At 70.0% G+C, this 25,026-nt stretch carries 16 protein-coding genes and 1 pseudogene; 15 read left to right on the forward strand and 2 right to left on the reverse strand.

Annotation, left to right across the window (positions count from 1 at the left end; translation table 11 throughout):
* Window positions 1-444: 444 nt before the first annotated feature.
* Window positions 445-618, forward strand: a pseudogene (locus ABT186_RS02570) (helix-turn-helix domain-containing protein); the annotation flags it as partial.
* 64 nt (window positions 619-682) lie between these two features.
* On the opposite strand, the gene ABT186_RS02575 reads toward ABT186_RS02570, so the two are convergent.
* Complete coding sequence (locus ABT186_RS02575) at window positions 683-1,315, reverse strand: DUF2461 family protein (protein ID WP_351226585.1); 633 nt, start codon at window positions 1,313-1,315, stop codon at window positions 683-685.
* A 693-nt stretch (window positions 1,316-2,008) separates the two neighbouring features.
* Between ABT186_RS02575 and ABT186_RS02580 the strand changes: the two genes are divergently transcribed.
* From ABT186_RS02580 to ABT186_RS02615, 8 genes are all read left to right on the forward strand, one after another.
* Entirely contained in the window at window positions 2,009-2,863 is an 855-nt protein-coding gene (locus ABT186_RS02580; protein WP_351923249.1) for an aspartyl/asparaginyl beta-hydroxylase domain-containing protein, read from the forward strand.
* Window positions 2,864-2,981: 118 nt separating this feature from the next.
* Entirely contained in the window at window positions 2,982-3,929 is a 948-nt protein-coding gene (locus ABT186_RS02585) for an LLM class flavin-dependent oxidoreductase (protein WP_351923251.1), read from the forward strand.
* Entirely contained in the window at window positions 3,926-5,467 is a 1,542-nt protein-coding gene (locus ABT186_RS02590) for an acetolactate synthase large subunit (protein WP_351226577.1), read from the forward strand. The genes ABT186_RS02585 and ABT186_RS02590 overlap by 4 nt, the downstream gene beginning before the upstream one ends.
* 103 nt (window positions 5,468-5,570) lie before the next feature.
* Window positions 5,571-6,419 (forward strand): 2OG-Fe(II)-dependent halogenase WelO5 family protein, encoded by an 849-nt coding sequence (locus ABT186_RS02595; protein ID WP_351226575.1) that lies wholly within the window; start codon window positions 5,571-5,573, stop codon window positions 6,417-6,419.
* 36 nt (window positions 6,420-6,455) lie between these two features.
* Window positions 6,456-7,253, forward strand: coding sequence for a phytanoyl-CoA dioxygenase family protein (locus ABT186_RS02600; protein WP_351226573.1), 798 nt, complete (start codon window positions 6,456-6,458; stop codon window positions 7,251-7,253).
* Between the two features lie 45 nt (window positions 7,254-7,298).
* A complete protein-coding gene (locus ABT186_RS02605; RefSeq protein ID WP_351923253.1) occupies window positions 7,299-8,396 on the forward strand; it encodes a zinc-binding dehydrogenase in 1,098 nt (365 codons plus the stop codon).
* Window positions 8,393-11,572 carry a non-ribosomal peptide synthetase gene (locus ABT186_RS02610; RefSeq protein WP_351923255.1) on the forward strand — a complete coding sequence of 1,060 codons (3,180 nt, stop codon included), beginning with the start codon at window positions 8,393-8,395 and terminating at the stop codon, window positions 11,570-11,572. The genes ABT186_RS02605 and ABT186_RS02610 overlap by 4 nt, the downstream gene beginning before the upstream one ends.
* Window positions 11,573-11,752: 180 nt before the next feature.
* Entirely contained in the window at window positions 11,753-13,027 is a 1,275-nt protein-coding gene (locus ABT186_RS02615) for an MFS transporter (RefSeq protein WP_351226567.1), read from the forward strand.
* 23 nt (window positions 13,028-13,050) lie between these two features.
* On the opposite strand, the gene ABT186_RS02620 is transcribed toward ABT186_RS02615, so the two are convergent.
* The gene (locus tag ABT186_RS02620) at window positions 13,051-14,427 is read right to left on the reverse strand and encodes an aspartate aminotransferase family protein (protein WP_351923256.1); all 1,377 of its coding nucleotides are present in this window, start codon (window positions 14,425-14,427) and stop codon (window positions 13,051-13,053) included.
* Window positions 14,428-14,761: 334 nt separating this feature from the next.
* Here ABT186_RS02620 and ABT186_RS02625 point away from each other — a divergent pair, with 334 nt between their 5' ends.
* The 6 genes from ABT186_RS02625 (at window position 14,762) to ABT186_RS02650 (ending at window position 24,979) form a co-directional block, all read left to right on the forward strand.
* Window positions 14,762-16,924 (forward strand): SidA/IucD/PvdA family monooxygenase, encoded by a 2,163-nt coding sequence (locus ABT186_RS02625; protein WP_351226563.1) that lies wholly within the window; start codon window positions 14,762-14,764, stop codon window positions 16,922-16,924.
* Window positions 16,917-17,141, forward strand: a complete 225-nt coding sequence (locus ABT186_RS02630; RefSeq protein WP_351226561.1) for an MbtH family protein — start codon at window positions 16,917-16,919, stop codon at window positions 17,139-17,141. The genes ABT186_RS02625 and ABT186_RS02630 overlap by 8 nt, the downstream gene beginning before the upstream one ends.
* A 28-nt stretch (window positions 17,142-17,169) precedes the next feature.
* Window positions 17,170-17,679 carry a VOC family protein gene (locus tag ABT186_RS02635; RefSeq protein WP_351923258.1) on the forward strand — a complete coding sequence of 170 codons (510 nt, stop codon included), beginning with the start codon at window positions 17,170-17,172 and terminating at the stop codon, window positions 17,677-17,679.
* A gap of 31 nt (window positions 17,680-17,710) precedes the next feature.
* Window positions 17,711-18,598 (forward strand): 3-methyl-L-tyrosine peroxygenase-related protein, encoded by an 888-nt coding sequence (locus tag ABT186_RS02640; protein ID WP_351226557.1) that lies wholly within the window; start codon window positions 17,711-17,713, stop codon window positions 18,596-18,598.
* 63 nt (window positions 18,599-18,661) lie between these two features.
* A complete protein-coding gene (locus tag ABT186_RS02645) occupies window positions 18,662-20,995 on the forward strand; it encodes a non-ribosomal peptide synthetase (protein ID WP_351226555.1) in 2,334 nt (777 codons plus the stop codon).
* Between the two features lie 6 nt (window positions 20,996-21,001).
* A complete protein-coding gene (locus ABT186_RS02650) occupies window positions 21,002-24,979 on the forward strand; it encodes a non-ribosomal peptide synthetase (RefSeq protein WP_351923260.1) in 3,978 nt (1,325 codons plus the stop codon).
* The last annotated feature ends 47 nt before the right edge of the window (window positions 24,980-25,026 follow it).

Raw genomic sequence — 25,026 nt, forward strand, 5'->3', positions numbered from 1 at the left:
GCGCGAAAAGGGGGTGACGAGGCCGACACACCCGACCTCGTGGACCTCACACCAGCCGAAATCCGTCGTCTGCTGGCAACTGAACCCCGTCGCCATGCTGCACGCCGCGACCACGCGGTGAACTGGTCCCGATGGAGGCGCCGCCACCAAGCACGTGCCCGACGCTGTCACTACATGCGGCGCGGGCACCCGTTGGTAGGACGGTCAGCCCAAGACCGCCCCACGCATACTGAGCCCCCGCTACACTCCCCACCGCCAGGCCGTTGACCAGCAGAAATACAGAAGTCCGGCTGGAGTACTAAGAGATGACGACCCTGGTACTGGATTCCGCTTTCGCCTGACGGCTCGGCCGTGCCCGTAACACCACCGTCCAGCATCCGTGACGAGGACGAGGAACGGGGCGTGCGACGGCTCTCGCGAACCCGCAAGGCACGGCGTGATCTGATGGTGCGGGCTCAGATGGTCGAGCTGAGCTGGTCCGGACAGCGAGTGGCGGCCATCGCGGACGAGTTGAGGTGCAGTCCCAAGACGGTGCGGCGCTGGCTGCACCGCTTCAACCGCTTGGGCCCGGACGGGCTCGAGGACCTGGGTGGGCAGGGCCGCAAGCGGCGGATCACAGAGGCGGAACGCGTACGGCCCTGGAGCTCCTGCCCGACCCGATCGCGCCCGGCTGCGCGCGTACTCATGACGTACGGTTCACATGGTCCGCGAGCCAGTTCAACAAAGGATCAAGATCCTGGCAGGCCTGATAAACCTGGTCGACTCCGTCGGGATTATGCAGCCAGTCCTCGCACCCCAACGGCCGTGCCGCAATGAGTGATCGGTGCAGGAGCAGCGAGAGGCGCGGATGGTCGGCGGAATAGCCACGGGGAGGACGTTTCATAATGTCGCCCGTGATCTCGTACTCCATGGCCTGCAGCGATTCGACGATCTTGGTCAGTTCACCGCCTTGTCGCTCGTCGGCCACCGCCCTGCGAAAGCAAGCCACTTGAACGGGTTCCGGGTACCACCACGCACCCTGGATCCGCAGACCGTCCAGGTCGAACCGAATACCGATCTCCACGTTCCGCGCCATTCGGATGACTCCGCACTGATGCTGCCACCACCATGAGGTCTTACGGAAGCTCCACACGGAGAAGTCCTCATAGGCGGGATTCATGTCCGCCAGGTCATTGAAGAGGGCGATCATGGGCTGCCGCACGAGATGTTCCCTGTCTTTTCGGTAAATTTCACGCTCGTGCGGTGAGGGCTCCCCCTGCAGATGCAGCAACACATCGAATGCCCGTTCTGGCCAGCCCGTGAACCGTCTACGCATGGTCCTACCGTAAAGCCCCGTTCACCGTCTTCGCAGCCGGCGTTCGTTCGCGGGAGCAGCCGCTCGAGCGCGGCGGTTGAGAGCCGGGTGGCCCCAGCACCTGCAACCGTCCCGCTCCGGGCAGCCCCCCGGCCCCCCAGCCCCCCAACTCGCCCGACGAGATCGCCGATATCGCGATCGCCACCCGCGCCGGACAACGGCGTCGTGCTCCAGACGTTCACCGGTCAGCGGTTGCGGGGTGAGGGTTCGGCGAGCGCCAAAGAGGCGGCTTCGAGCCGCAACGGCGTGCCAGCGAGGCCAGGCAGTGACGGTTTTTGTTCGGCACCATTGGCCGAGAACTGCTCCACAGCCGCTGCCGTCATGCCAGTTCACGCACCTCTTCGTGCCGAGTACCTCCTCATGGCGTTCCGTGTCGGCAATGGCCGGAAACCCTATCTCAATCTTTCTCCTTCACCACTAACCAGCCACGGGCAGGGAGTTGACTCGATATTGGGATGCTCCTAGGGTCAGGTCTGTTCGTCCGAGCCACCCCCTTTCGGTCATTCCCGTGAATTGCGGCCGGTGGTGGCTCGTCGAGCCGAGCCCATGGCCGCGTAATAGCCACCTGCTGAGCCCGTGCCGATTGCGCGGCGCCGGTTCTCTGCCCCACTGGGACTGCTTACGACAAACCTCCGTTCCGAAGGGTTATTCGTCATGCATACGGGTCGGGTTAGCGCGCTAGAGCTGGACCAGGAGAAGCTGCGCAGCGAGATGGAGCTGACCCGCACTTTCCGCTTCACTGAGGCCTACCAGGAATTCGTCTCGGGCAAGCTCTCGAAGGACGTGATGCTGTGGACCCCGGGCGGCGTGAGCGGTGACGGCATCATCGCGCACTACGACCAGAGCCTGGAACCCCGGATCACGGAGTACGGCGAGCGGCTTCCCTATCTGATGCAGACGGTCGAGGAGAACTTCGCGACCGAGCACATTCGCTTCGCGCGCCTCGCGGTCCTGTCCGAGATGGTGCACATTCCGCATCGGGACTACGTGGAGTTCGCCGGCGCGGCCAGTCAGGCCACGCCCGCCCACCGTCTCCACCTGCCGATCATCACCAACCCGAGTTGCCTGTTCAGCGAGGACAACACTGTGTACCGGATGAAGGTTGGCGAGGTGTGGTTCCTGGACGCCTCCCGTGAGCACGGTTCGGCAGCCCTGTCCGCGGAGACGCGGATCCATCTGATCGTCGATTTCACCGACGAGGCGGGAGACACCGGTCTGGTTCGCGGGGCCGGTGAAGAGCCCGTCTCCATACCCCAGTCGCATCTCGTCCACCGCGAACCGCTGTCGGACGAGGAGCGTGCAGGGCTGTACTCACTCGCGTCGATCGTCGACCGGGACAACCTCAAGGACGTGCTCGCCATCATCGCGAAGAAGCACTACCGGCGCGACGGCGGCGACGGATTCTTCTGGAACACCGTGGACGCGCTCGTCGAGCGGATACCGGACCGTGAACTGGCCAAGCACGTCGCCGGCCTGCGGGAGTACTTCCTCCTCGACCGCACCGAATGACCGTCCGATCGGACCACACGGCAGGACATCCCGTTGGTTCTGCAGGCCCAAGAGGCAGGACCGGCCACAGGCCGAGGACCGCAGGCCCCACACACTCCGACGCGGAAGGGCACCACCCGTGCGCCACGGCATAGTCATCCTCCCGGACTCGCCATGGTCCGAAGCCGCTCGGCGGTGGCGGCGCGCCGAACAGCTCGGTTTCGATCACGCATGGACCTTCGACCATCTGATGTGGCGCACGCTGCGGGAACACACCTGGTTCTCCGCCATCCCCACGCTCACCGCGGCCGCCGGCGTAACCCGCCGCATCCGTCTCGGCACGCTGGTGGCAAGCCCCAACATCCGGCATCCGCTGACCTTCGCCAAGGAGGTCATGACCTTGGACGACATCTCCGGCGGCAGGGTGGTGTGCGGCATAGGTGCCGGCGCCTACGGATTCGATGCCGAGGTGTTCGGTGATTCCCCGCTTCCGGTCGGCGAACGGCACGCGCGGTTCAAGGAGTTCACGGAGCTGACCGATCTGCTGCTGCGGCAGAGCGAGACGGACTACTCCGGCGCCTACTACCGAGCCCGCGGCGCCCACATGGCCCCCGGCTGCATTCAACGACCGCGGGTGCCGCTCGCCGTGGCCGCAGGCGGCCCCCAGGGCATGAGGCTCGCGGCACGGCTGGCGGAGTCGTGGATCACGGTCGGACTGCCCGGCCTGGGTGAGACCGCGCGGTTCGACGAGGCGAGCGGGCTCCTGCAGGATCAGGCCAAACGCCTCGACGAAGCCTGCGGGGCCGAGGGACGTGATCCGCGGTCCCTCGGCCGGACCGTGGTGGCCGGAGCGCAGCTGGGCGGCGTGCTGTCGTCGCGGGACGCGTTCGAAACGGCTCGGGGCATGTTCGAGGACCTGGGATTCACCGACATGGTGGTGTTCTGGCCGCGGCACGAGGAGCCCTTCCAGGGCACCGAGGACGTACTCGATGACATCGCACCCCTGCTGGGGGCGGCACCGGACGATCCCGAAGGGTCCGGCGGCGACCCGGGCAGCCGGGTGCGGCCGGCAGGAGGGCAGCGGTGAACGGTGCGCAAGCGCTGATCGGCACGCTGGCCGCCTCCGGCATCGGGGTCTGCTTCGCCAATCCGGGGACGTCCGAGCTTCATCTGCTCCAGGCGGTCGACGAGCATCCGGACCTGCGCGGGGTCCTCTGCCTGTTCGAGGGGGTGGCGACGGGGGCGGCCGACGGCTACGGCCGGCTTGCCCCGACGCCCGCTGCCACATTGCTGCACCAGGGGGCCGGCCTCGCCAACGGCCTGGCTCATCTGCACAACGCCCGGCGCGCCCACACCCCGCTGGTCACCCTCGTCGGTGACGGCGCGACCACACGCTCCGCCCTTGACGGGCCCCTTGACTGCGACGTCGAGGCCCTGGCCCGCCCCATGTCGTGCTGGGTCGCGACCGCGACCGCGGCCACAGACGCCGCGGCCGCCGTGGAGGCGGCCACACGTGCCCCGGGTGGTCCGGCCACCCTGGTCGTACCCGCGGACGTGGCGTGGTCGCCGGCGGAACCCGGCCCGGCGGCGACGCCGCCCCCACCCGCTCCCGCCGTCGACGAGGAAACGCTGGCCCATGTCGCCAAGGTGCTGCGGGCGGAACCGCACACCATGCTGCTGCTGGGGGGACCGGCACTGACCCCTCGCGGGCTCGCCGCAGCGGACCGCATCGCCGCAGCAACCGGTGTTGCCGTCCTCACCGAGGCCTTCCCCGCCCGGCTCCCGAGGGGCACCGGCCTGCCGCGCGTGGAACGGCTGAGCGGAGACCCTGCCGCGGCCCGCGCGCGGCTCGAGACGTTTCGGCATCTGGTACTGGCCGGTGCCTCCCGGCCGGTCGCCGCCTTCGCCGAGCCCGGACGCCCGGGCGAACTCCTCCCCGCCGACTGCGCCATCACATCGCTCGGCACCTGCGGTGACGACCTGGTCACCGCGCTGGAGAACCTGGCCGACGGCCTCGCTGCGCGGAGCCGACCGCGGCTGCTGCGGCGCCGGCCGCCCGCGCCGCAGGCACCGGAGCGGCCACTGGACGGCTCCACCCTGGCCTCTCTGGTGGCGGCGGCGCTGCCCGAGGACGCCATTGTGGTGGACGAGTCCAACACCTTCGGCGGCGTACTGTCGGACGCTCTGGCCACGGCCTCGCGCCACGACCTGCTCACCCTGTGCGGTTTCGCGATCGGTCAGGGCCTGCCCCTGTCCATCGGCGCGGCATTGGCCTGTCCGGGACGTCCGGTGCTCTGCCTCGAGGCGGACGGCAGCGCAATGTACTCCCTCAGCGCCCTGTGGACCCAGGCACGCGAGGGGCTCGACATCACCACCGTCGTCCTCGACAACGGGGGTTACGCGATCCTGCGGCGCGAGAGCAGACGTCTTCTGGGCGAACAGACCGTCCTCTCACCCCTGTTCGACATCCGTGCGCCCGCTGTGGACTTCGCGGCCCTGAGCACGGGGCTCGGCGTCCCCGCCTCACGTGCCCACACGTCCGGCGAGCTGGCCGCACAACTCGCCCGGGCCCTCTCGGAGTCCGGTCCGCACCTCATCCAAGTGACGCTGCCCGCGTTGCACTGAACCGCCGACCGCCCACTCCCCCACCTCTTGCCGCCCACGTCCCGCACCGCTTCGGACCGACGCGAGTCGGCCCGCACGAGCACCGTGGAAGGAAGAACAGCCCATGACCACCGATACCGGACCCCAGCACGCAGCCGTGCCCAGCGGGAACGTCAGCGCCAACGACTCGCCCATCTACACCCTGTTCGATACGGACGTGACCACGGCCCTCGAACGCGAGCACATCCTGCGGCTGGCAGCCGGCGTCAGCGGCTCGGTGCATGTCAAGGGCTTCGGACGGCCGCAGGACTGCCGCGACATCATGGAGGCACTGGCCGACCACCCGCTCGGCGCCTACGACGAGCGTCTCATCTACCCGCGGATCGCCAAACTCGGGCCCGCCGCCTACGACTTCTATGTGGCCCACGGACTGGACGAGGAGTACTGGAAGCGCGCCGAGGAGGCCGTGGGCATCCGCAGGACGCTGCTGCGTGGCCAGGACCCCATGGACATCGCCGTCGCGCGGGTCCGCAAGGGATGGGGTGACGATGTGGAGTACGCCCGGTCCGGCGGACGGCCCATGTTCGCCGGCATGATCCGCGAGGTCGCCAACGGCGCGAAACTGCACTTCGACGAGATCACCCGGGAGAGTCCCGGGCTGCTCGACGAGACCCCGGCCGGCTTCCTCACTCTCAACTGGTACCTCGACATGCCGGAGCACGGCGGGAGCGTGTCGGTGTACCGGCACCGCTGGCGCCCGGCCGACGAGCAGTACCGCGACCGGTACGGCTACACCCAGGAGGCGGTGGCCGACGAGCCGTACGTCACGGTCCGTCCGGAAGTGGGCGACGCCGTGCTGTTCGACTCGCGCAATCTGCACTCCATCGAGCAGATCTCCGGTGGGGGCCGCCGCGTGACGCTGTCCTTCTTCCTCGGTATCACCGGACGCGGCCCTCTGCATCTGTGGTCCTGAAGACGCACCCGAAGGCATGGAAGACGAGGACCCGCCATGCTCACAGCTGACGACATCGCCACCTACCACAGGGACGGCGTGCTGTTCGTGCCCGGTATGTTCAGTCAGTCGGAGACCGAAGCACTCCGGTCCGCCTTCGAACGGGATGCGAAGATCCCCGGCGACCACCGCATCACCGAGTCCAACGACAGCGACGTGCGCGCGGTGTACGCCTCCCATGTGCGCCAGCCCGAGTTCGCCTCGCTCACCCGGTCGGCGCGGCTGCTCGGCTCCGCGCAGCGGCTGCTGGACACGCCCCTGTACGTGTACCAGCTCAAGACGAACGCCAAGCCCGCGTTCGCCGGCGACAAGTGGGCCTGGCACCAGGACTTCCTGGCCTGGCGGCTGGCCGACAACATCGCCCGTCCGCGGCTGGTCAACGCCGCGGTCTTCCTGGACGACGTCACCGAGTTCAACGGACCGGTCATCTTCGTGCCCGGGTCGCACACCGCCGGTCTGGTCCACCGCGACCGCAACGACATGGCGAGGTCGGAGCAGCACCTCGACCCCGACGACATCGCGCTGACCCCGGGTGAGCTCGCCGCCTGTGTGGAACGGGGCGGCATGGTGAGCCCGAAGGGACCGGCCGGCTCGGTCGTCTTCTTCCATCCGGAGATCGTGCACGGCTCGGCACCCAACATGGCCCCGTACCCCCGTCGCCTGGCGATCATCACCTACAACGACGTCGCCAATCCGCCACGGCCCGTCGGGACGCCACGCCCCGAGTACCTCGCGAGCCGGGACGTCACCGCGCTCACGGTCGCCGACGACGCACTCATCAGCGGGCGGCCGTGACTCAATTCCTCTCCCCCGACCGTGAGCAGCAGGGAAGGTGATCAAGTGACCACCAGTCGTGCCATCGTCCTCCAGGAGTACAACTCGCCGCCCGTCATCGCGGAGTTCGACCTCGCGGCACCCGCGCCCGGCGGCATGACCGTGGCCTGCCGCTACGGCGGTATCTGCGGCACGGACCTGCACCTGATCGGCGGTCATCTCGACGTACCGATCCCGCTCGTGCTGGGCCATGAAGGACTGGGCACCGTGCACGAACTGGGCGAGGGCACCACGCACGACGTCAACGGCCGGCCGCTCGCGCCCGGCGACACCGTCATGTGGGCCTCCTCCATCGCCTGCGGCCGCTGCCACGCCTGCCAGGAACTGCGAGAACCGACCCTGTGCGAGAACCGGCGTACCTACGGCGTCAACCGGTCGATGACCGCAGGATCTCCACTCGCCGGCTCCTGGGCGGAGTTCATCAGGCTCGCGCCGGGCACCACGGTGATCAAACTCCCCGAAGGCATCGATCCCGTCGCGGCGATGTCCCTGGCCTGCGCCGGACCCACCATGATCCACGCCCTCTGGGAACGGCGGCCGGTCCGGCTCGGTGAGACCGTCGTCGTCCAGGGCAGCGGTCCCGTCGGCCTCGCCGCGGCCTGTTTCGCCCAGCTGGCCGGCGCCCACGTGATCATGGTGGGCGGGCCGCGCGCCCGCCTCGCGCTCGCCCGTACCGCAGGGATCGCGGACCAGCACATCGATGTCGTCGACTCCGGTGACATGGAGGCCGCCCGCAAGGTCGTGCTGGAGACGACCGGGGGCCGCGGTGCCGATCTGGTCATCGAGTGTGCCGGGGTGCCCGAAGCCGTCGAGCAGGGTACGCGGCTGGTGCGGCGCAGCGGCTCGTACCTGGTCGTCGGCCAGTACACCGACAGCGGCAACACCTGGTTCAACCCTCATCAGATCGTGTACCGGCAGCTGGAGGTCATCGGTTCCTGGGCCTTCACGGGCGCCCATCTCAATCAGTACGTACGCATGCTGCCCGCCCTCACCGAACGCTTCGACCTGGCCAGTGTCGTGACGACATTCCCGCTGGCCGACGTCCACGACGCCCTGGAGCACGTGGCGGCCGGCGCCGTCATGAAGGCTGTGCTCGCCGCATGACGCCGACACCTTCGACCGCGGCGTACGACGCCGTCCCGACGGTCGCCGAGGAGTTCCGCCGGCAGGCGGCGCTGACCCCGCAGGCGGTGGCCGTCGAAACGGACGACGCGCGCTACAGCTATGCCGAGTTGGACGCCTGGGCCGACGACTTGGCACGGCAGCTGCGTACGGCCGGCCTCGGGCCGGAGGACATCGTGGGCGTGGCGTTGCCCCGCTCGCCGGCCCTCGTGGCCGCTCTCCTCGCCGTGCTGCGCGTGCATGCGGCCTATCTGCCGCTGGATCCGGACGCGCCTCGGGGACGCGTCGAGCACATCCTGCAGGACGCCGCTCCGGCCCTGCTGCTGCACGACACCGCCACCCGGGAGTTCGCCGCCCACACCGCCGTACGCCGCTCGCTCGAGGTCGCGGCGCTGCCGCCCGACGGCCTGAAGACTTCGTCGGTGCCCGACGGGGGCACCGACTCCACCCATCCCGGCACACCGGTCTACGTGATCTACACCTCCGGGTCGACCGGTCGGCCCAAGGGCGTGGTGATGGGCGCCGGCGCGCTGTGCAACCTCCTGCGCTGGCACCTCGCGAGCATGGCACCCGGTCCCGGCCGGCGCATCGCCCAGTACACCGCCATCGGCTTCGACATCTCCGCGCAGGAGATCTTCTCCACCCTGGTTTCGGGTGCCACGCTGGTGATCCCCGGTGAGGAGACCCGCCGCGACCCGACGCGCTTGGCCCGGTGGCTCGGGCGTCGGCGCGTCAGCGACCTCTTCGCCCCCAACCTGATCGTGGAGGCCGTCTGCGAAGCCGCCCTCGCGCAGGGGCTGACACTTCCCGACCTCACCCATGTCGCTCAGGCCGGCGAACAGCTCACGCTCAGCGAGACGGTGCGCACGTTCTTCCGTCTGCGACCGGGCCGTCTCCTGCACAACCACTACGGCCCTACCGAGACCCACGCCGCCACGTTCCACGTGCTGCCCGCCGACCCCGCCGACTGGCCCCGGCGCGCCCCGGTGGGCGGGCCCATACCCGAGACCGGTGTACACCTCCTCGACGACCGCCTGCGGGAGGTCCCCGACGGCGCCGAGGGCGAGGTCTTCGTCAGCGGAAAGGCCCTGGCGCGCGGCTACCACGGACGCCCTGACCTGACGGCGGACCGCTTCCTGCCGAGTCTGTTCGGCGTGGCGGGCGAGCGGATGTACCGCACCGGGGACATTGCGCGCCGCCGTCCCGACGGGCTGCTGGAGTATCTCGGCCGCGCCGACCAGCAGCTGAAGATCCGAGGAGTCCGAGTCGAACTGGGTGAGGTCGACGCCGCCCTCCGGGAACATCCGGATGTGCGCGACGTCGCCGTCGTCGCCCGGGGCAAGGGCGGCGCGCGGCGGCTGGACGGCTACCTGGTCGCTGCCGACGGTGCCCGGGACGTCGTCGCCCGGGTGCGGGCACGGCTGGCCGAGACGCTGCCCCCGGAGATGATCCCGGCGACGTTCACGCTGCTGCCGGCGATTCCGGCCAATTCCAACGGCAAGGTGGACCGCAACGCCCTCCCGCTTCCCGCCGGGGCGATCGATGCGCCCGATGGGCGAACGGGGGGCCCGAACACCTTGGCGCAGATCTTCGCCGACTGCCTGAACGTCTCCGGAGTGGGCGAGGACGACGATTTCTTCCTGCTGGGCGGGCACTCGCTGTCCGCTGCCCGCCTCGTGGCGCGGGTCCGTGCCGAGCTCGGCCATGAGGTGACCATCGCCGACGTCTTCCGCCACCCGACGGTGCGCCGGCTGGCCGGGGTGCTGCGGTCCAAGGAGTCGCTCCTGCCGGCCGTCGTCCCCGTCGAACGCCGCTCCTTTCTGCCGACCGCATTCGCCCAGGAACGGCTGTGGGTCCTGGACCAGTTCACCGGGCCCACCGACCTCTACAACGTCCCTGTGGCGGTGAGCCTGCGCGGAGCACTCGACGTCGCCGCTCTGCGGACGGCGGTGGGCGACGTACTGGAGCGCCACGAGGCGCTGCGCACCGTCGTGGGCTGGGACGAGAACGCGCTGTGTCAGCGGGTGCTGCGCACCGACGAGGCCCTGCACTGGCAGGTCAGGGACGGCCTGCGCGGCACCACTCTGCACGAGGCCGTGCGCGACGCGGCCCGGCGCCCCTTCCGGCTGGACGAGGAAGTGCCGCTGAGGGCCGAGCTGTTCGGTGACGGCGAAAGCGACCACGTCCTGCTGCTCCTGCTCCACCACATCGCGGTGGACGGCTGGTCGGTCAAGCCCCTGGCCAAAGATCTCGGCTTCGCCTATGCCTCCCGCAGGGCCGGTCTGAAGCCGCCCTGGCGGGCGCTGCCCGTGCAGTACGCCGACTACGCCGTCTGGCAGCGGACGTTGTTCGACGTCGAGCGGCCCTCTGAGCTGTGTCGGCGTCAGGAAGCGTACTGGCTCAAGAACCTCAGCGGCGCGCCCGAAGTGCTGCCGTTGGCCACCGACCGCCCGCGTCCCGGGGTGCTCAGCACGCGCGGAGCCCGGGTCGAGGTCCGCATCGGCGGTGACCTGCACCGGGCCGTGCGGGCCATGGCGCAGCGGCTGGGCTGCACGGTCTTCATGCTGGTGCACACGGCCCTTGCCCTTCTGCTCCGCAGCCGGGGCGCGGGCGACGACGTCGTCATCGGCGCGACCGTGGCCGGGCGGCTGGACGGGGCGCTGGACGAACTCATCGGGCTGTTCGTCAACACGCTCGCCCTGCGCGTCAACCTGTCAGGTGACCCCACGCTGGCCGATGCGGTCGCGCGGGTACGGGAGACCGACACGGCCGCCTTCGAGGCACAGGAGCTGCCGTTCGACCGCGTCGTGGAGGCGCTGAACCCGGAACGGTCGATGTCCCGCAATCCCGTGGTGCAGGTCATGCTGGCCTTCCAGGTCGGCGGCCCCGAGATCCCCGGACTTCCCGAACTGGAGGCGGAGGTGCGGGTGCTCGGACTGGACGTGGCCAAGTTCGACCTCACCTTCGAACTCACCGAGGTCGAGGACGCGGGTTTCGGGTCCGGGGGGATCACCGGGCACCTGGAGTACGCCACGGACCTCTTCGACCACGAGACGGCACGGGACATGGTCCGCGACCTGGACGCCGTGCTGCGGACCATGGTCGCGCGACCAGGTCTTCCCATCCACCGGCTCGAGGAGACCCTCGTGGGCACCTGACCCTCCGCGGGCGTACCGGGCTTGCCGGTACGCCCGCCCACGCCGGCACACCCGCCCTGACGACCGGCAGAACAGTGCAGAACAGAAAGGCGCCTTGTGGCACGTTCCGATCCCCGATCCGCCGACGGTCCGCCGAGCTCCCCCGGCCGGCCCACGCCCGACGACGAGAGGGCGGCGGAGATGTCCGCGCCCGCGGCGACCGGGCTCGCCGACCGGGTGCTGCGCAGGGTTCCGGCCCTGCTGCGGCACACCGGCTTCCGTCGCTACTGGACCGCCCAGACGATCTCCTACCTGGGTGACCAGGTCACCATCGTGGCGCTGCCCCTGGTCGCGGTGGTCACGCTGGACGCCGGCCCCGGCGAGGTGGCGGTCCTGTCGGCGGCCGGCTCACTGCCCAGTCTGCTGTTCTCGCTGCATGCCGGGGCCTTCGCCGACCGCCGCGGCCACCGGCGCCGGATGATGGTCGTGGCCGACGTCGCCCGGGCGTTCCTGCTGCTGACCGTGCCGGTCGCGTACCTCCTGGACGCGCTCACTCTCAACCAGCTGTACGTCGTGGCCTTCTGCACCGGTTCGCTCGCCGTGTTCTTCAACGTGTGCGCGACCGGACTGTTCACCTCGGTGGTGCCGCGCTCCGGCTATGTCCAGGGGATGTCGCTGGTCAAGGGAAGCTACTCCTTCTCCTGGACCGCGGGCCCCAGCTTCGCGGGCGTGCTGGTGCAGATCCTGTCCGCACCGGTCGTACTCGTACTGGACGTCCTGTCCTTCCTCGGATCGGCATCGCTGATCGGGTCGATCTCCGCGAAGGAACCGTCCGGCGAACCGGCCCAGCGCGGACACATCAAGGAGGGTCTCCGGTTCGTCCTGCGCACCCCGGCGCTGCTGGCGAAGTTCCTGACCGACGCGAGCCTGAACTTCTTCTACTCGGTGTACTTCGCGCTGCTGATCCTGTACGCCACCCATGAGCTGGGCCTGGCGCCGGGGCTCATCGGCCTGGTGCTCGGCGGCGGCGCGGTGGGGGCGCTGATCGGCTCGGCGGCGGCCTCCGCGGTCATCCGCCGGACCGGGATCGGGCGGGCCTTCTTCCTCGGGTCGCTGCTGTATCCGGGGGCGCTGGCGCTCGCGCCGCTGGCCTCCGGATCGCCATGGCCGGCCGCCATGCTGCTGACGGCCGCCGAGTTCGCCTCCGGATTCGGCCTCATGGTGTGCGACATCGCCGGCAGTTCGATCCAGCAGGCCCTCACCCCGGACCGGCTGCGGTCCCGGGTGCAGGGGGCCTATCTGCTGTTCGACAACGGGGCCCGGCCGCTGGGTGCCCTGGCCGGCGGGGCGTTGGGCACCTGGATGGGGCTTCGGCCCACCCTGTGGGTGGCCGTCGTCGGCGGTGTCGGCTGCGTCCTCCTCCTGCTGCTCTCCCCGCTGAGCCGGATGCGGGAGTTGCCGGAGGAGGCGAAGTGACGGCGGGTTTCCCGGTTTCGTGGTCAGCTGCGCAGCTCCGCCGCCATCTCCTCGAACGCCGCCGCATAGGCGTCGACCGCCTGTTCGTCATGCGTGACCGACAAGGTCCATTCCTGATCCCGGTTGGGCGTGGTGTAGACGCCCCGGTTGAAGTGGTACAGCCAGAACAGCCGACTGAGCTCGGGGTCACGGTGCCGGTGGAACGACGCGAAGTCGGTGACCGGTGCGGGCGCGAAGGTGACGCATCCTTTGGCTCCGATGCCGACCGTGTAGGCGGGCAGCCCGTATTTGGCGATGACGTCGTCGCAGGCGTCGGTCAGGCGCTGGTTGATGCGTTCCAGGTGGGTGTACGCCTCAGGTGTGAGCACGTCCAGCAGGTTGGCCCGGGCGGCGGCGGTGCCCAGGGGGTTGCCGTTGTAGGTGCCCACCTGGTAGACGGCGCCGTCCCGTACCACGGACATGACCTCGTCCGATCCGCCGATCGCGCCCATGGGCAGTCCACCGCCCAGGGCCTTGGCGAGGGTGACGAGGTCCGGCCGGACGCCGAATCGCTCGGTGCCCCCGCCGGCGGCCACGCACAGTCCGGTCTTCACCTCGTCGAAGATGAGGACGATGCCGTGCCGTCGGGTGATGTCGCGCACGGCCTCGAGGTATCCGTCGAGGGGCAGGACGACCCGCATGTTCATCACGACCGGCTCGAGGATGAAGCAGGCCGGTGTCCGGCCTTCCACGACGAGCCGCTCGATGCGCCGTTCGGTCGCCTGCGCGTCGTTGTAGGGCACGGCCACCGTCAGATCCACCGTGGCGGGCGGGATGCCGGCGCCGTAGGGCAGGGAGGCCAGCCGGTCGGGTGTGCCGATGTCGTCGTGGTCCCCGGCGATCGACACCATGACCGTGTCATGGTGCCCGTGGTAGCCGCCGAACACCTTCAGAACCGTGTCCCTTCCGGTGTGAGCGCGGGCGATCCGGATGGCGTCCATGGTCGCCTCGGAGCCGGAGTTGGTGTAGCGCCACTGCGGCAGTCCCCAGCGCCGTCGCAGCTCCTCCGCGACGATCACGGCGTCCTCGGTGGGGGCGGCGAAGTGGGTTCCGAGGCCGTAGCGTTCGGCGATCGCCCGGCCGATCGCGGGATGGGCGTGGCCCTGGATCATCGAACCGAAGCCGTTGTGGAAGTCCCACATCTCATTGCCGCTGACGTCCCGGACGCGGGGCCCGCTGCCGCCGGTGAAGTAGATCGGCCAGGGTTCACGCACTTGGTAGGAGGAGGCGACACCGCCGGAGAGCGCGGAACGCGCACGACGGTACATCTCGCCGGACTCCCTGGTCCGGCCGGCCAGCCGCTTCTCCTCGCGCTCGGTGAGATCGCGCACTCGTCGGCGGTCGACCGGTTCGGGGGACATGGCCACGCGATTCCTCCGTTGCATCGGACGGGCACGGAAAGATCCGGACAGGAAGGGGATCTACTGAATCGACTGCTTCAGCAAACACGCGGCCACAGTATTTCTCCGTCTTTGCGCGTGCGTCAAGAGCCGTTCATCGACAACGCTGTTGATGTCGGCGCATTTATTACGGCAGCATTGACCGCCTGTTGGCGGTCTGGATATTCTGCCTGCGTTCACGTCGCACGGCCCCCTCCGGAACTTTCGGCCGCTACCGCGCAAGCCGTCAACTCGACACGTTGTCCGTCCCGTCCAGCACAATTCTCCATGGTGCGGGAAGAGGGATCATCCAGGTATGTCGCCCCGCCATACCCAGGCGGACGATATTCCGGAAACGATATGCGAGGGTGAGGCAGGAACATTGAGGAACGCGAGATCAAAGCCTCCTTCCACGAAAGACAACTCAATTTCGGACAGCGGCGACGGGTTACTGGACCCGTACGATCTGGTAGGAGTCGGATTCGGCCCCTCGAATCTCTCCCTGGCCATCGCGGCCCGGGAGCTCGATCCCACCAGAAGCTGCCTTTTCATCGAGCGAAAACCGGAATTCAGCTGGCATCCGGGAATGATGATCGATGGTTCCCGTATGCAAATCTCGTATCTCAAAGATCTCGCCACGATGCGCAATCCTAGAAGTGCGTACTCGTTCCTCAACTACCTCAAGCAGTGCGGCCGGCTCGAACACTTCCTCAACCTCAACGAACTGCACCCCTCCCGCCTGGAGTACAGCGGCTATCTGCGCTGGGCCGCGGACGACTTCGCCGACCAGGTGCGCTACGGCACGCACGTCGAGGCCGTTTCCCCCGTCGCGCAGGACGACGGCATCGCGGGAGCGCTGTTCGAGGTGCGGATACGGGATGCCGCGACCGGACAGGCCGAGACCGTCCACGCCCGCAACGTGGTGGTGGCACCCGGTGGCGTGCCCCGCATCCCTCCGGGCGTGGACGCGTCCTGCGCCGTCCACTCCGGCGAGTTCCTGCCGGGGTTCGCCCGGAAGCTGCCCGACACGACGGCGCGGCAGAGGGTCCTTGTCGCGGGCGACGGCCAGAGCGCCGGCGAGATCACGCTGTTCCTGCTCAACGGCTACCCCGAGACCGAGGTCCACCTGGTCGTCTCCGGCTACGCCCCCCGTCCCACGGACAACAGCCCCTTCGTCAACGAGCAGTTCTACTCAGCCAGCGCCAAGGCGTTCCACGCACGGGAGCCACGCCGGCGCGCCCAGGAGCTGTCCGCCCTGCGCAACGCCAACTACAGCGTCATCGAGGGCGAGCTGATCGACACCATCTACCGCATCGCCTATCAGGACAGGGTCCGGGCACGTCAGCGCCTGCACATCCATCCCTACGCACGTCTGGTCGGCGGCGAGCCCGGCGCCGACGGCCGCGGCGTACTGACGACGATCGAGGACCGGCTGGACGGCACCCGCAGCAACCTGCTGTGCGACGCCGTCGTCCTGGCCACCGGTTACGACCGGGAGCTCGACAAGCAGATCTTCGCGGACGTCCTGCCGCACATCGACCGGGACGAGGCCGGCGAACTGGTCCTGTCGGACGCCTGTCGTGTGGCACTCGCGCCGCACATCACCGCGGGGCTCTACGTCCAGGGCCTGGGTGAGCAGGCCTTCGGCCTCGGCGACACGCTGCTCTCCCTACTGCCCTTCCGGTCCGCGGAGATCTTCCAGGACGTCCGGCGACACCTCGGGCCCACCAGGCAGCCCGCCGCCACCCGCAACCGCCGGGCCCCGTACCCGCCCTCGCGGCACCTGGAGCACGACATCGAGAAGCTGTACGCGGTCATGGACCGTTACCGGTTCGCCACACTGATATCGGCCCGCGGGGCCGACGATCCGGTCGTCACGCAGCTGCCGTTGATCCTCGACCGGCAACGCGGCGCCCATGGCGTGCTGTTCGGCCATCTGGACCGCACGAACCCGCACGCGCGGCTCCTCGACGACCGCCCGGTGACCATACTGTTCCACGGCCCGAACAGCTACATCTCCCCGCACGTCTACGTATCCGACCAGTTGCCCACATGGAACTCGGTCACAGTGACAGTGCGCGGGCGTGCCCGCATCCTCGACTCCCAGGAGCGGGTCGTCGAGGGTCTGTGCGCCATCTCCCGGCTCAACGAGCAACCGGGGAGAGAGCCCCTGAGCCCGCACGACGAACGGATCGGACGGCTCATCGAGTTCATCGTCGGCTTCGAGATCGACATCGACGACATCACCGGACGCTTCAAACTCTCCCAGGACCGCGAGGACACCGACCGTCGACTGGCGGCCATCGCGCTGGCCGAGACCGCCCGCACCAGCCAGCGGGACTTCCTCGGCTACCTCGTCGGCCTGCCGCTGGACCCACCGGCGAGCGAGAACACGGCCACGGTCCGCCCGGTCCGGCTCACGCCGGCGGAACCGGCAAGCGACCACCACAGCGAAATCGGAGGACATGTCAGTGGCTGACACCGGCAACGGCCGTACCCAGGACCTCTTCCTCGTCGTGCGCAACGCCGAGGAGCAGTACTCGATCTGGCCGGAAGGGCGTGAGGTCCCGGACGGCTGGACAGCGATCGGCGATCCGCGCCCCAAGGAGGAATGCCTCGCCCATATCGGCGAAGTCTGGACGGACATGCGCCCGGCGAGTCTCCGGCGGAGCATGGCGCAGGACTCCGCGAGGTAGCACCCGTACGCACTCTCCAGGAGACATCATGAGTACACCGGACGTCACCGCCCAGCGGTCCTCGCGCTTCGAGGTGAACCGCGCGTTACCGGCCCCCCTCTTCCATCACGTCGGCGTCCAAACCGCCGATCTGGAGACTTCGCAGGCGTGGTACGCGGAGTTCTTCCAGGCCCGCACCTCATGGACTCTCACCCGCTTCTCCGAGCTGACCCTCAGCCGCCTTCCCGGCATCACCCGTCTCGTGGAGATGGTGTGCGGCCCGCTGCGCTTCCACCTGTTCGAGCGGCCCGGCAGCGGGACGGGCACGCTGGACGACGGCGCGACGCAGTACCAGCACCTGTGCCTGGAGGTGGACTCCCCCGAGACGCTCCGGCAGTGGCGCGCACGCTGGCTCGAGGTGTCGCGCAGCGGCCGTTACAGCTTTCGCTCCGAGGACGGCCCGACAGAGGTGGTGGTCGACAGCGACGGGGTGCAGAGCTTCTACTGCCTCGATCCCAACGGGCTGGAGTTCGAGTTCACCTACGTTCCGGGACCGTGACATGCCGGCGGGGGACACCACACACCGACCCGTGCCGGCGGACGACGAGTGGGACTACGGCGGCTACCGCTACGGCCTGGAACCGTTGTTCCTGCCCTCCCCGGGGGAGGCGGCCCGGGCCCGGCGGGCGCCCCTGACACTGGCGGGCACCACGGACCAACGGCGCGCCGAGCCGGCCACGCCGGCCTTCGCGGCCGTACGACCGTCGAACGCACCGGACCTTGAAGTCATGGACGACATCTTCTGGTTCCGGTGGATCACCGGACATCAGGTCACCTTCCTGCTCTGGCATCTCATGGCCCGCGCCCTGCCGTCCGGACCGTCCGTGGACGACGAGGCGGCTATCGCCCAGCTGACCTGCCTCACCGAGGGCTGCAACGCGATGCTGCTTTACACCGGTTCGTGCACGCCCGAGGCGTACGACAGATTCATCCGCCCCGCCATGTACCGCCAGCATCATGGTTTCTCCGGTGCCTGGGCGCCGGACTACGCACCGGTGCGGAGGCTGTTCGGCGTGCGGCCGCCGACCTGGGTGGCGGCCCCCGGGGCGAAGCAGCTGCACGACGCCCTGCGCGTCAACCACGCCGTGCACGGTGCCGTGGCGGCACGGCTGGCGCCCGGCAGCCAATCGTTGCTCCAGCGGTTCGCCCCCGCCATGCGGGCACAGGAACGGTCCGTGTACGGAGTCATGTTCGACGACTTCTTCCTCACCACCCGCCGTGACGTCTCCGACGAGCACGTCCACGCGCAGCTGGAACGCCGCCTGCACGCCGTCCTCTTCGACATCCACCGCAACCGGTTCCACCCGGCCGGCCCGACCACTGCGCCGGCGCAGCACGGTGTGCCCGTCCGAGAGTGCGAAGAACGCTTCCCCACCATCGTGGCGCGGCTGATGCCGCTGCCCAGGGTCACCGTCTGACCCGGTCCGGCCCGAGGCGGACGGGGCGCAGGCGTGACCTCGCAGCGCGAAGGAGTGAGTGACTTGCCGAACTCGACACTGGCCCTGGACGCCGCGGTCCTACGGGACGTGGCGGCACTCGCCCATGCCTGTGCGGCCCCTGAGCCCGCCGTCCTGGCCGCCGCCGTGTGCGCCACCCTGTACCGCTACGACGTCGGGGAGACCTACGCGGTGTCCTTCGCCGGCGTCGGCGCCGCGCCACCGAACGGATCGGCGGCGCTACGCATCACCATGGCGGACGACGAGCCGTTCTCAGCCCTGTGCCGCCGCGCCCCGGAACCGGCGCCGGAGGACACCGCCCCCACCGTATGGATCGAGGCGGCGGGAGGGGCGGCGGGCGGATTCCTCGTCACGCCGAAGGAACTTCCCGAGGGCGCGGCGTCGTCCTGGCCCGGGGCACTGCGCTGTCTGCTGCGGGACGCCCTCTCCCGGCCGGAGACACCGGTCGGCTGTCTGCGCCTGCAGTCCGCCCGAGCGGCACACGAAGAGGTGACCGCGGTCAACGGTCGGGCGGAGGCCCCACCCCAGCACCCATTGCTGCACCAGATGTTCGAACGGGCCGCCGCACGGCACCCGGATCGGCCGGCGGTGATCACGGACAAGGCCACGGTCACCTATCGCACGCTCGACATCTGGGCCGACCGGTTCGCCGCCCGCCTGCGCGCCTGCGGAGCAGGACCCGAGCGCACGGTCGGTGTACGCCTCGACCGGTCCGTCGACCTGGTGGTGGCGCTGCTGGGTGTCCTCAAGAGCGGATCCGCGTTCGTGCCGCTGGACAGGCGGCTGCCGCCGGAACGCACCCGCGCGGTGCTGCGGGCCGCGGACAGCGTCCTGGTGGTCTGCGACGACGACCAGCGTCCGGACTTGGAGGAACTGCGGGTGCCGCTGGTCAGCGACGTCGTCCCCGAAGCCACGCCGCCCGAGACGGCTCGCGCTGCCCGGCCGCGGCCCGCGCAGATCCCGCTCAGCCCCGAGAACGCCGCCTGTCTGTACTTCACCTCCGGCTCCACGGGGGTGCCCAAAGGTGTGGTCATCGACCACCGCAACGCGGCCGGACGGGTCGACTGGATCGCGCGGCGCTACGGCATGGGCCCCGGCTTCGTGGTGCTGCACAAGACTCCCCTCATCTTCGACGTGGCCGTCATCGAGATCCTGTCGCCACTGGCCGTTGGTGGCGCTGTCCGTCTCGCCGCGGCCGAGGGCGAGGCGGACACCAGTCATCTGGCCGATGTGCTGCGCTCCGGCGAGGTGACCTTCGTGCATTTCGTGCCCTCGATGCTCAAGACGTTCCTGGCCGCGGTCGCAAACGCCGCCTTCCCCGGGGTGCGATGGGTGCAGACCTCGGGCGAGGCGATGCCCGCGTGGCTGGTGGAACCGGTGCGGCGCGCCTTCCCGGACGCCGTTGTCCACTCCGCGTACGGCCAGACGGAGACCTCGGAGGTGGCCGTCTGGGAGGCCGGCACGGCGACGGGACCGAATGTGCCGGTCGGCCGGCAGGTGGGCCCCTACCGGCTGTACGTCCTGGACGAGGCGCTCAACCCCGTGCCTGCGGGCGTGCCCGGTGAGATCTGTGTGGCCTGCGTCGGCGGGCTGGCCCGCGGCTACCACGGCCTGCCGGCTGCCACCGCCGAACGCTTCGTCCCGCATCCCTACGCGGTGGCGCCCGGAGAGCGGCTGTACCGCACGGGCGACCTCGGGGTGCGCGCCCCGGATGGCACCATCGAGTTCCGGGGACGCAGGGACACACAGGTCAAACTGCGCGGCGCCCGGGTCGAACCGGCGGAGGTCGAGGCCGTGCTGGCGGCGGATCCACAGGTGCGCGACTGTGCCGTGGTGGTACGCGAGGACGCCGGTGGGGACGCCGAGCTCGTCGCGTACGTCGTGGCGCCCGGTGCGCGCGTGGACGACCTGGCCCGACGTGCCGCGGCCGCGCTGCCCGCGTACATGCTCCCGGCCGCGTACGTGCCCATGGAGGCGTTTCCCCACACCGGATCGGGCAAGCTCGACCGGGCCTCCCTGCCGGCGCCCACCGCGGCACAGCGCAGAGCCCGCGGTCGGGGCGAGGCGCCTCGCACACCGCTGGAATCCGAACTGGCCTCGCTCTGGTCGACCGTCCTCGGCGTGGACGACGTGGGCCGCACCGACGCGTTCTTCGCGATCGGCGGCAACTCCCTCAAGGCCGCCCAGGTCATGGGCCGCATCAGCGCCCTGTTCGGGGTCCGCGTCCCGGTGGCAGCGTTCTTCGCCGATCCCACGGTGCGCGGGCTGGCCGCGGAGATCGAGCGCCTGGTGGCGGAGTTGGTGGCGGAGCTGCCGGAGGACGAAGCCGCCCGTCGCATCGAGTCGCTGAAGGAGTGACCAGGCATGGCTGAACTCACCTCCGCGCAGCAGGCCCTGATGCGCCGGCTGCTCGCCCGCAGGTTCTCCGACGACCTCGGCCGGGAGATACCGCGCCGGGAGCCGGGAGCCAAGGTCGGCCTCACCCCGGCGCAGGCCAGCATCTGGTTCTCCGCGCAGCTGTTTCCCGACAGCCCCGAGTACAACATCTTCGACGTGCTGCGGGTGCACCGTCCCGTCACCGAGACGGGCCTGCGCACGGCGCTGCGCGCGCTCGTCGAGCGGCACGACGCCCTGCGCCTGCGCATCGCGGTGGAGGGCAGTGAGGCGTACCAGGAGGAGCTGCCGGTGTTCACCCCCGAGGTGACGTGGTTCGACCTCCGCGACCATCCCGCGGACCGCGCCGACGAGCTCGCCTCGGAACTGGCCAACGACCGCGCCCGCGCCCTGCTGCCTCTCAGCGGCCACCCCCTCTTCCAGGTGTCGGCGATCGCGCTGCCCACCGGTGACACCCTGGTGGTCCTGGTGCTGCACCATGTGATCGCCGACTACGTCACCGAGTACGTGCTGCTGGGCGAGCTGAGCCGCCTGCTGGCCGGCGAGCCCGTCGGGCCGCCGCCTCGGACGGGTTTTCTGGACTACGCGGCCTGGACGAACGTGCGGGCCGACCAGGACCGCGTGGCGGCGGACCTCGGCTACTGGACGACCGTCCTCGCGGGTGACCTGCCCGACCTGGGCGTACCGCACGACCGTCAGCGCCCGGCCGAGCCGACCAGGCGCGGCCACTCGGTGGCTCTGGAAGTACCGGCAGACGTGACGGCGGCGTTGGAGAAGCTGGCCGAGGAACGGGGCACCACCTTGTTCACGGTCTTCCTGGCGGCCTACTACGTGCTGCTGGCCCGGCTCGGCGGCCAGCAGGACGTCATCGTGGGCACCGCGCTGGCCGGCCGGGACCATCCCGAGGTCGAACGCATGGCGGGCTGTTTCGTCAGGACCGTCGCGCTGCGCTCCCAGGTGGAGCGGGGCATGTCCTTTCTCGAACTCGTCGACGCCGTCCACCGCACCGTGATCGGCGCCCAGGATCATCAGACGGCCCCGTTCGAACGGGTGGTGGATGCGCTCGGCGTGCCGCGCCGGCTGGGCGTGCACCCGGTCTTCCAGACGTACTTCGGGTTCCTCAGCGCTCAGGACGAGCAGGTCACCGCGGCCGAGATCGATCCGATCAAGCTGCTGAACTACGACTCCTCGAAATGGGACATGTCGATGTCGCTGTGGGAGACCGACCACGGCGTGGACGGCATCGTGGAGAGCTCCCAGGACCTCTTCAGCCACGACACGGTGGTGCGCCACAAGGACACCTACCTCCACCTGTGTGCCTGCCTGGCCCAGGCCCCGCAGGCCCGGATCGGCTCCCACCCGCTGGTCTCCGCCGCGGAGGCCCACCGCATCCTGTACGGCCTCAACGACCACGCGGCGACCGAGGTGAACGACACCACACTGGCCCGATCCTTCGAGCGGCAGGCCGCGCGCACGCCGGACGCGGTGGCGGTGGTGGCCGGGGACCACACCCTGACGTACCGCCGGCTCGACCGCTGGGCGAACCGCCTGGCGCACGCCCTGCGGGAGTTGGGGGCCCAGCGGGTGGCCCTGCTGATGGAACGCAGCGCCGATGTCATGGTGGCCCTCTATGCGATCGCCAAGAGCGGAGCCGCCTATGTGCCGCTCGAGCCGGACCTTCCGCCGGGACGCCTGGCCATGATGCTTGAGGACACCGCCCCACAGGTCGTCATCGCCGATGCGGCCCGGCTGCCGGAGCTGCCGGACGGCCCCTGGACCGCCGTCACCTTCGCCGCACTCGACGGGCGCGCGGCTCACCTGCCACAGAGCCCGCCGCCCGTGCCGGGCACGGGCGCCCGCCTGTCCCATCTGCTGTACACCTCGGGCTCCACCGGCCGTCCCAAGGCGGTCGCCTGCTCGGTCGCCACCGCGGTCGCCGACATCGCCTGGATGCAGCGCAATCTGGACTACGGTGCCGGGGACGCCATCCTGTTCAAGACGTCCTACGGCTTCGACACCTCGCTGTGGGAGATCTTCTGGCCGCTGTACACCGGAGCCCGGGTCGTCGTGTGCCCCCCGGGCGCGGAGAAGGACCCCGTCCGGCTGCTCGAGGTCATCGAACGCCACCGCGTCACCGTCGTCGATCTCACCCCCACCGTGCTGCAGGCGTTCATGACGGAACTGCGGCCCGGGCGCTGTCCCTCGCTTCGCTATCTGCACACCGGCGGGGAGTTGGTCACCGCCTCGGTACGGGACGCCTTCCGGGCCCGCAGCGACGCCCGGCTGATCAACGGCTACGGGCCCACGGAGACCGGCTGCGTGGCCCACACCCCGCTCGACGACGACACCGGCGCCACCGTGCCGGTCGGCCACCCGCACCGGCACGTGCGCATCCACGTCCTGGACGAGGCACTGAACGTCGTCCCCATCGGCACTCCCGGGGAGGCGTACATCAGCGCCGGCACGATCGCCCACGGCTACCACAACCGCCCGGAGCTGACCGCCGAACGCTTCCTGCCGGACCCTTACGGCCCGCCGGGCCTGCGTATGTACCGCACCGGTGACCTGTGCCGCTATCGCCCGGACGGAACGCTGGAGGTCCTGGGCCGGCTCGACGCCCAGGTCAAGATCCGCGGGATGCGGGTCGAACTCGGCGAGATCGAGGCAGTGCTGCGCCGCCACCAGGACGTCGCGGAGAGCGCCGTCATCACCGTGGGCGAGGGAGAGGGCCTGAACCTGGCCGCCTTCGTCCGCCTGCGGACCGGCGCCACCGCGCAGGCCACCGAACTCCGCGCCCTCGTGGCACGTGAACTGCCGCGCCACATGGTGCCCTTGGCCGTGCAGCCGGTGGACCGCATCCCGGTCACCGTCAACGGCAAGGCCGACCACGCCGCGCTGCGGGGGCTGTGGCGCGGCGCCGTCGCGGCACCGGCGGCCGAGACTGTGCCCCCTGCCGACGATCTGGAGCGGACACTGGCGGACATCTACGCCAAGGTCCTGGGCCTTTCCGGGGTCGGTGTGACGGAGGGCTTCTTCGACCTGGGCGGGCATTCGCTGCTCATCTTCAAACTGATCGCCGAGTGCGAAACGCGGTTGCGTCTGCGACCGCAGGTGGCCGACGTGTTCGCGGCACCGAGCGTGCGGGAGCTGGCCGGCCGGCTGCGCACCGCCGCCACGGACCGGGGCACCCTCCTGGTACCGCTGGCGCCCCGGCCGGGAAAGCCGCTGCTGGTGTGCGTCCACGCCGTGAGCGGGTCGGCCCTGCCGTTCGTCGACCTCGCGAAGAACCTGGACGAGGATTTCTCCGTCTACGGGCTGGAGGCGCCGGACGGCGTCGCGGGACAGCGGACACCTTCGCTGACGGACCTGGCGCGGCACTACGTGCCGGTCGTCGACAGGATCCGAGGGCTCAGCCCGGTGTTCCTGGCCGGCTGGTCGATGGGCGGGTGCATCGCCGTTGAGATGGCCCGTATCTGGCGCCGGACGGGCGTGGACGTCGCCGGTGTCCTGCTGCTGGACTCCTGGCCGCCGGTCCGCTCGCTGCCCGACCCGGTCCACCGCAGTCGTGCCCGGGCCGCGTTCGAGGCGACGGACGTACTGGCGATGGAAGGCGTGGACGCCGCCCTCGCGGGAACCCCGGGCGAGCTGGACAGGCTGCGCCGCGTCACCGACGCGAACAAGAACGCCTACCTCGGCCACGTGCCCGAGCCCTACGACGGGGAGGTGCACCTGCTGCGCGCGAGCCAGGAGTCGACGGAAGAAGTCCGGCACGGCCTGCCGAGCAGCTACGCCTCCCGCGACCGCGGCTGGGGACGGCTGGCGGACACCGTCACCGTGCACGACGTGCCGGGCAATCACCACACCCTGCTCCGTGGTCCGAACGCCGCAGCGCTCGCCGCCGTCATCCGCGACATCGCTGCCGCCGACACGTCCTTCGCCGAACTGTGACGCCGACGCCCACGCCGAACCTCACCGATCTGGAGCTGCCTGTGCCG

The sequence above is a fragment of the Streptomyces sp. NPDC001634 genome, assembly GCF_040298185.1.
Classification (GTDB): Bacteria; Actinomycetota; Actinomycetes; order Streptomycetales; family Streptomycetaceae; genus Streptomyces.

Excerpts from the sequence above, each read along its gene's own strand:
- ABT186_RS02575 (WP_351226585.1), bottom strand. The coding sequence starts at position 1,315 with ATGCGTAGACGGTTCACGGGCTGGCCAGAACGGGCATTCGATGTGTTG.
- ABT186_RS02580 (WP_351923249.1), top strand. The coding sequence starts at position 2,009 with ATGCATACGGGTCGGGTTAGCGCGCTAGAGCTGGACCAGGAGAAGCTG.
- ABT186_RS02595 (WP_351226575.1), top strand. The coding sequence starts at position 5,571 with ATGACCACCGATACCGGACCCCAGCACGCAGCCGTGCCCAGCGGGAAC.
- ABT186_RS02600 (WP_351226573.1), top strand. The coding sequence starts at position 6,456 with ATGCTCACAGCTGACGACATCGCCACCTACCACAGGGACGGCGTGCTG.
- ABT186_RS02610 (WP_351923255.1), top strand. The coding sequence starts at position 8,393 with ATGACGCCGACACCTTCGACCGCGGCGTACGACGCCGTCCCGACGGTC.
- ABT186_RS02615 (WP_351226567.1), top strand. The coding sequence starts at position 11,753 with ATGTCCGCGCCCGCGGCGACCGGGCTCGCCGACCGGGTGCTGCGCAGG.
- ABT186_RS02620 (WP_351923256.1), bottom strand. The coding sequence starts at position 14,427 with ATGTCCCCCGAACCGGTCGACCGCCGACGAGTGCGCGATCTCACCGAG.
- ABT186_RS02625 (WP_351226563.1), top strand. The coding sequence starts at position 14,762 with ATGTCGCCCCGCCATACCCAGGCGGACGATATTCCGGAAACGATATGC.
- ABT186_RS02635 (WP_351923258.1), top strand. The coding sequence starts at position 17,170 with ATGAGTACACCGGACGTCACCGCCCAGCGGTCCTCGCGCTTCGAGGTG.
- ABT186_RS02650 (WP_351923260.1), top strand. The coding sequence starts at position 21,002 with ATGGCTGAACTCACCTCCGCGCAGCAGGCCCTGATGCGCCGGCTGCTC.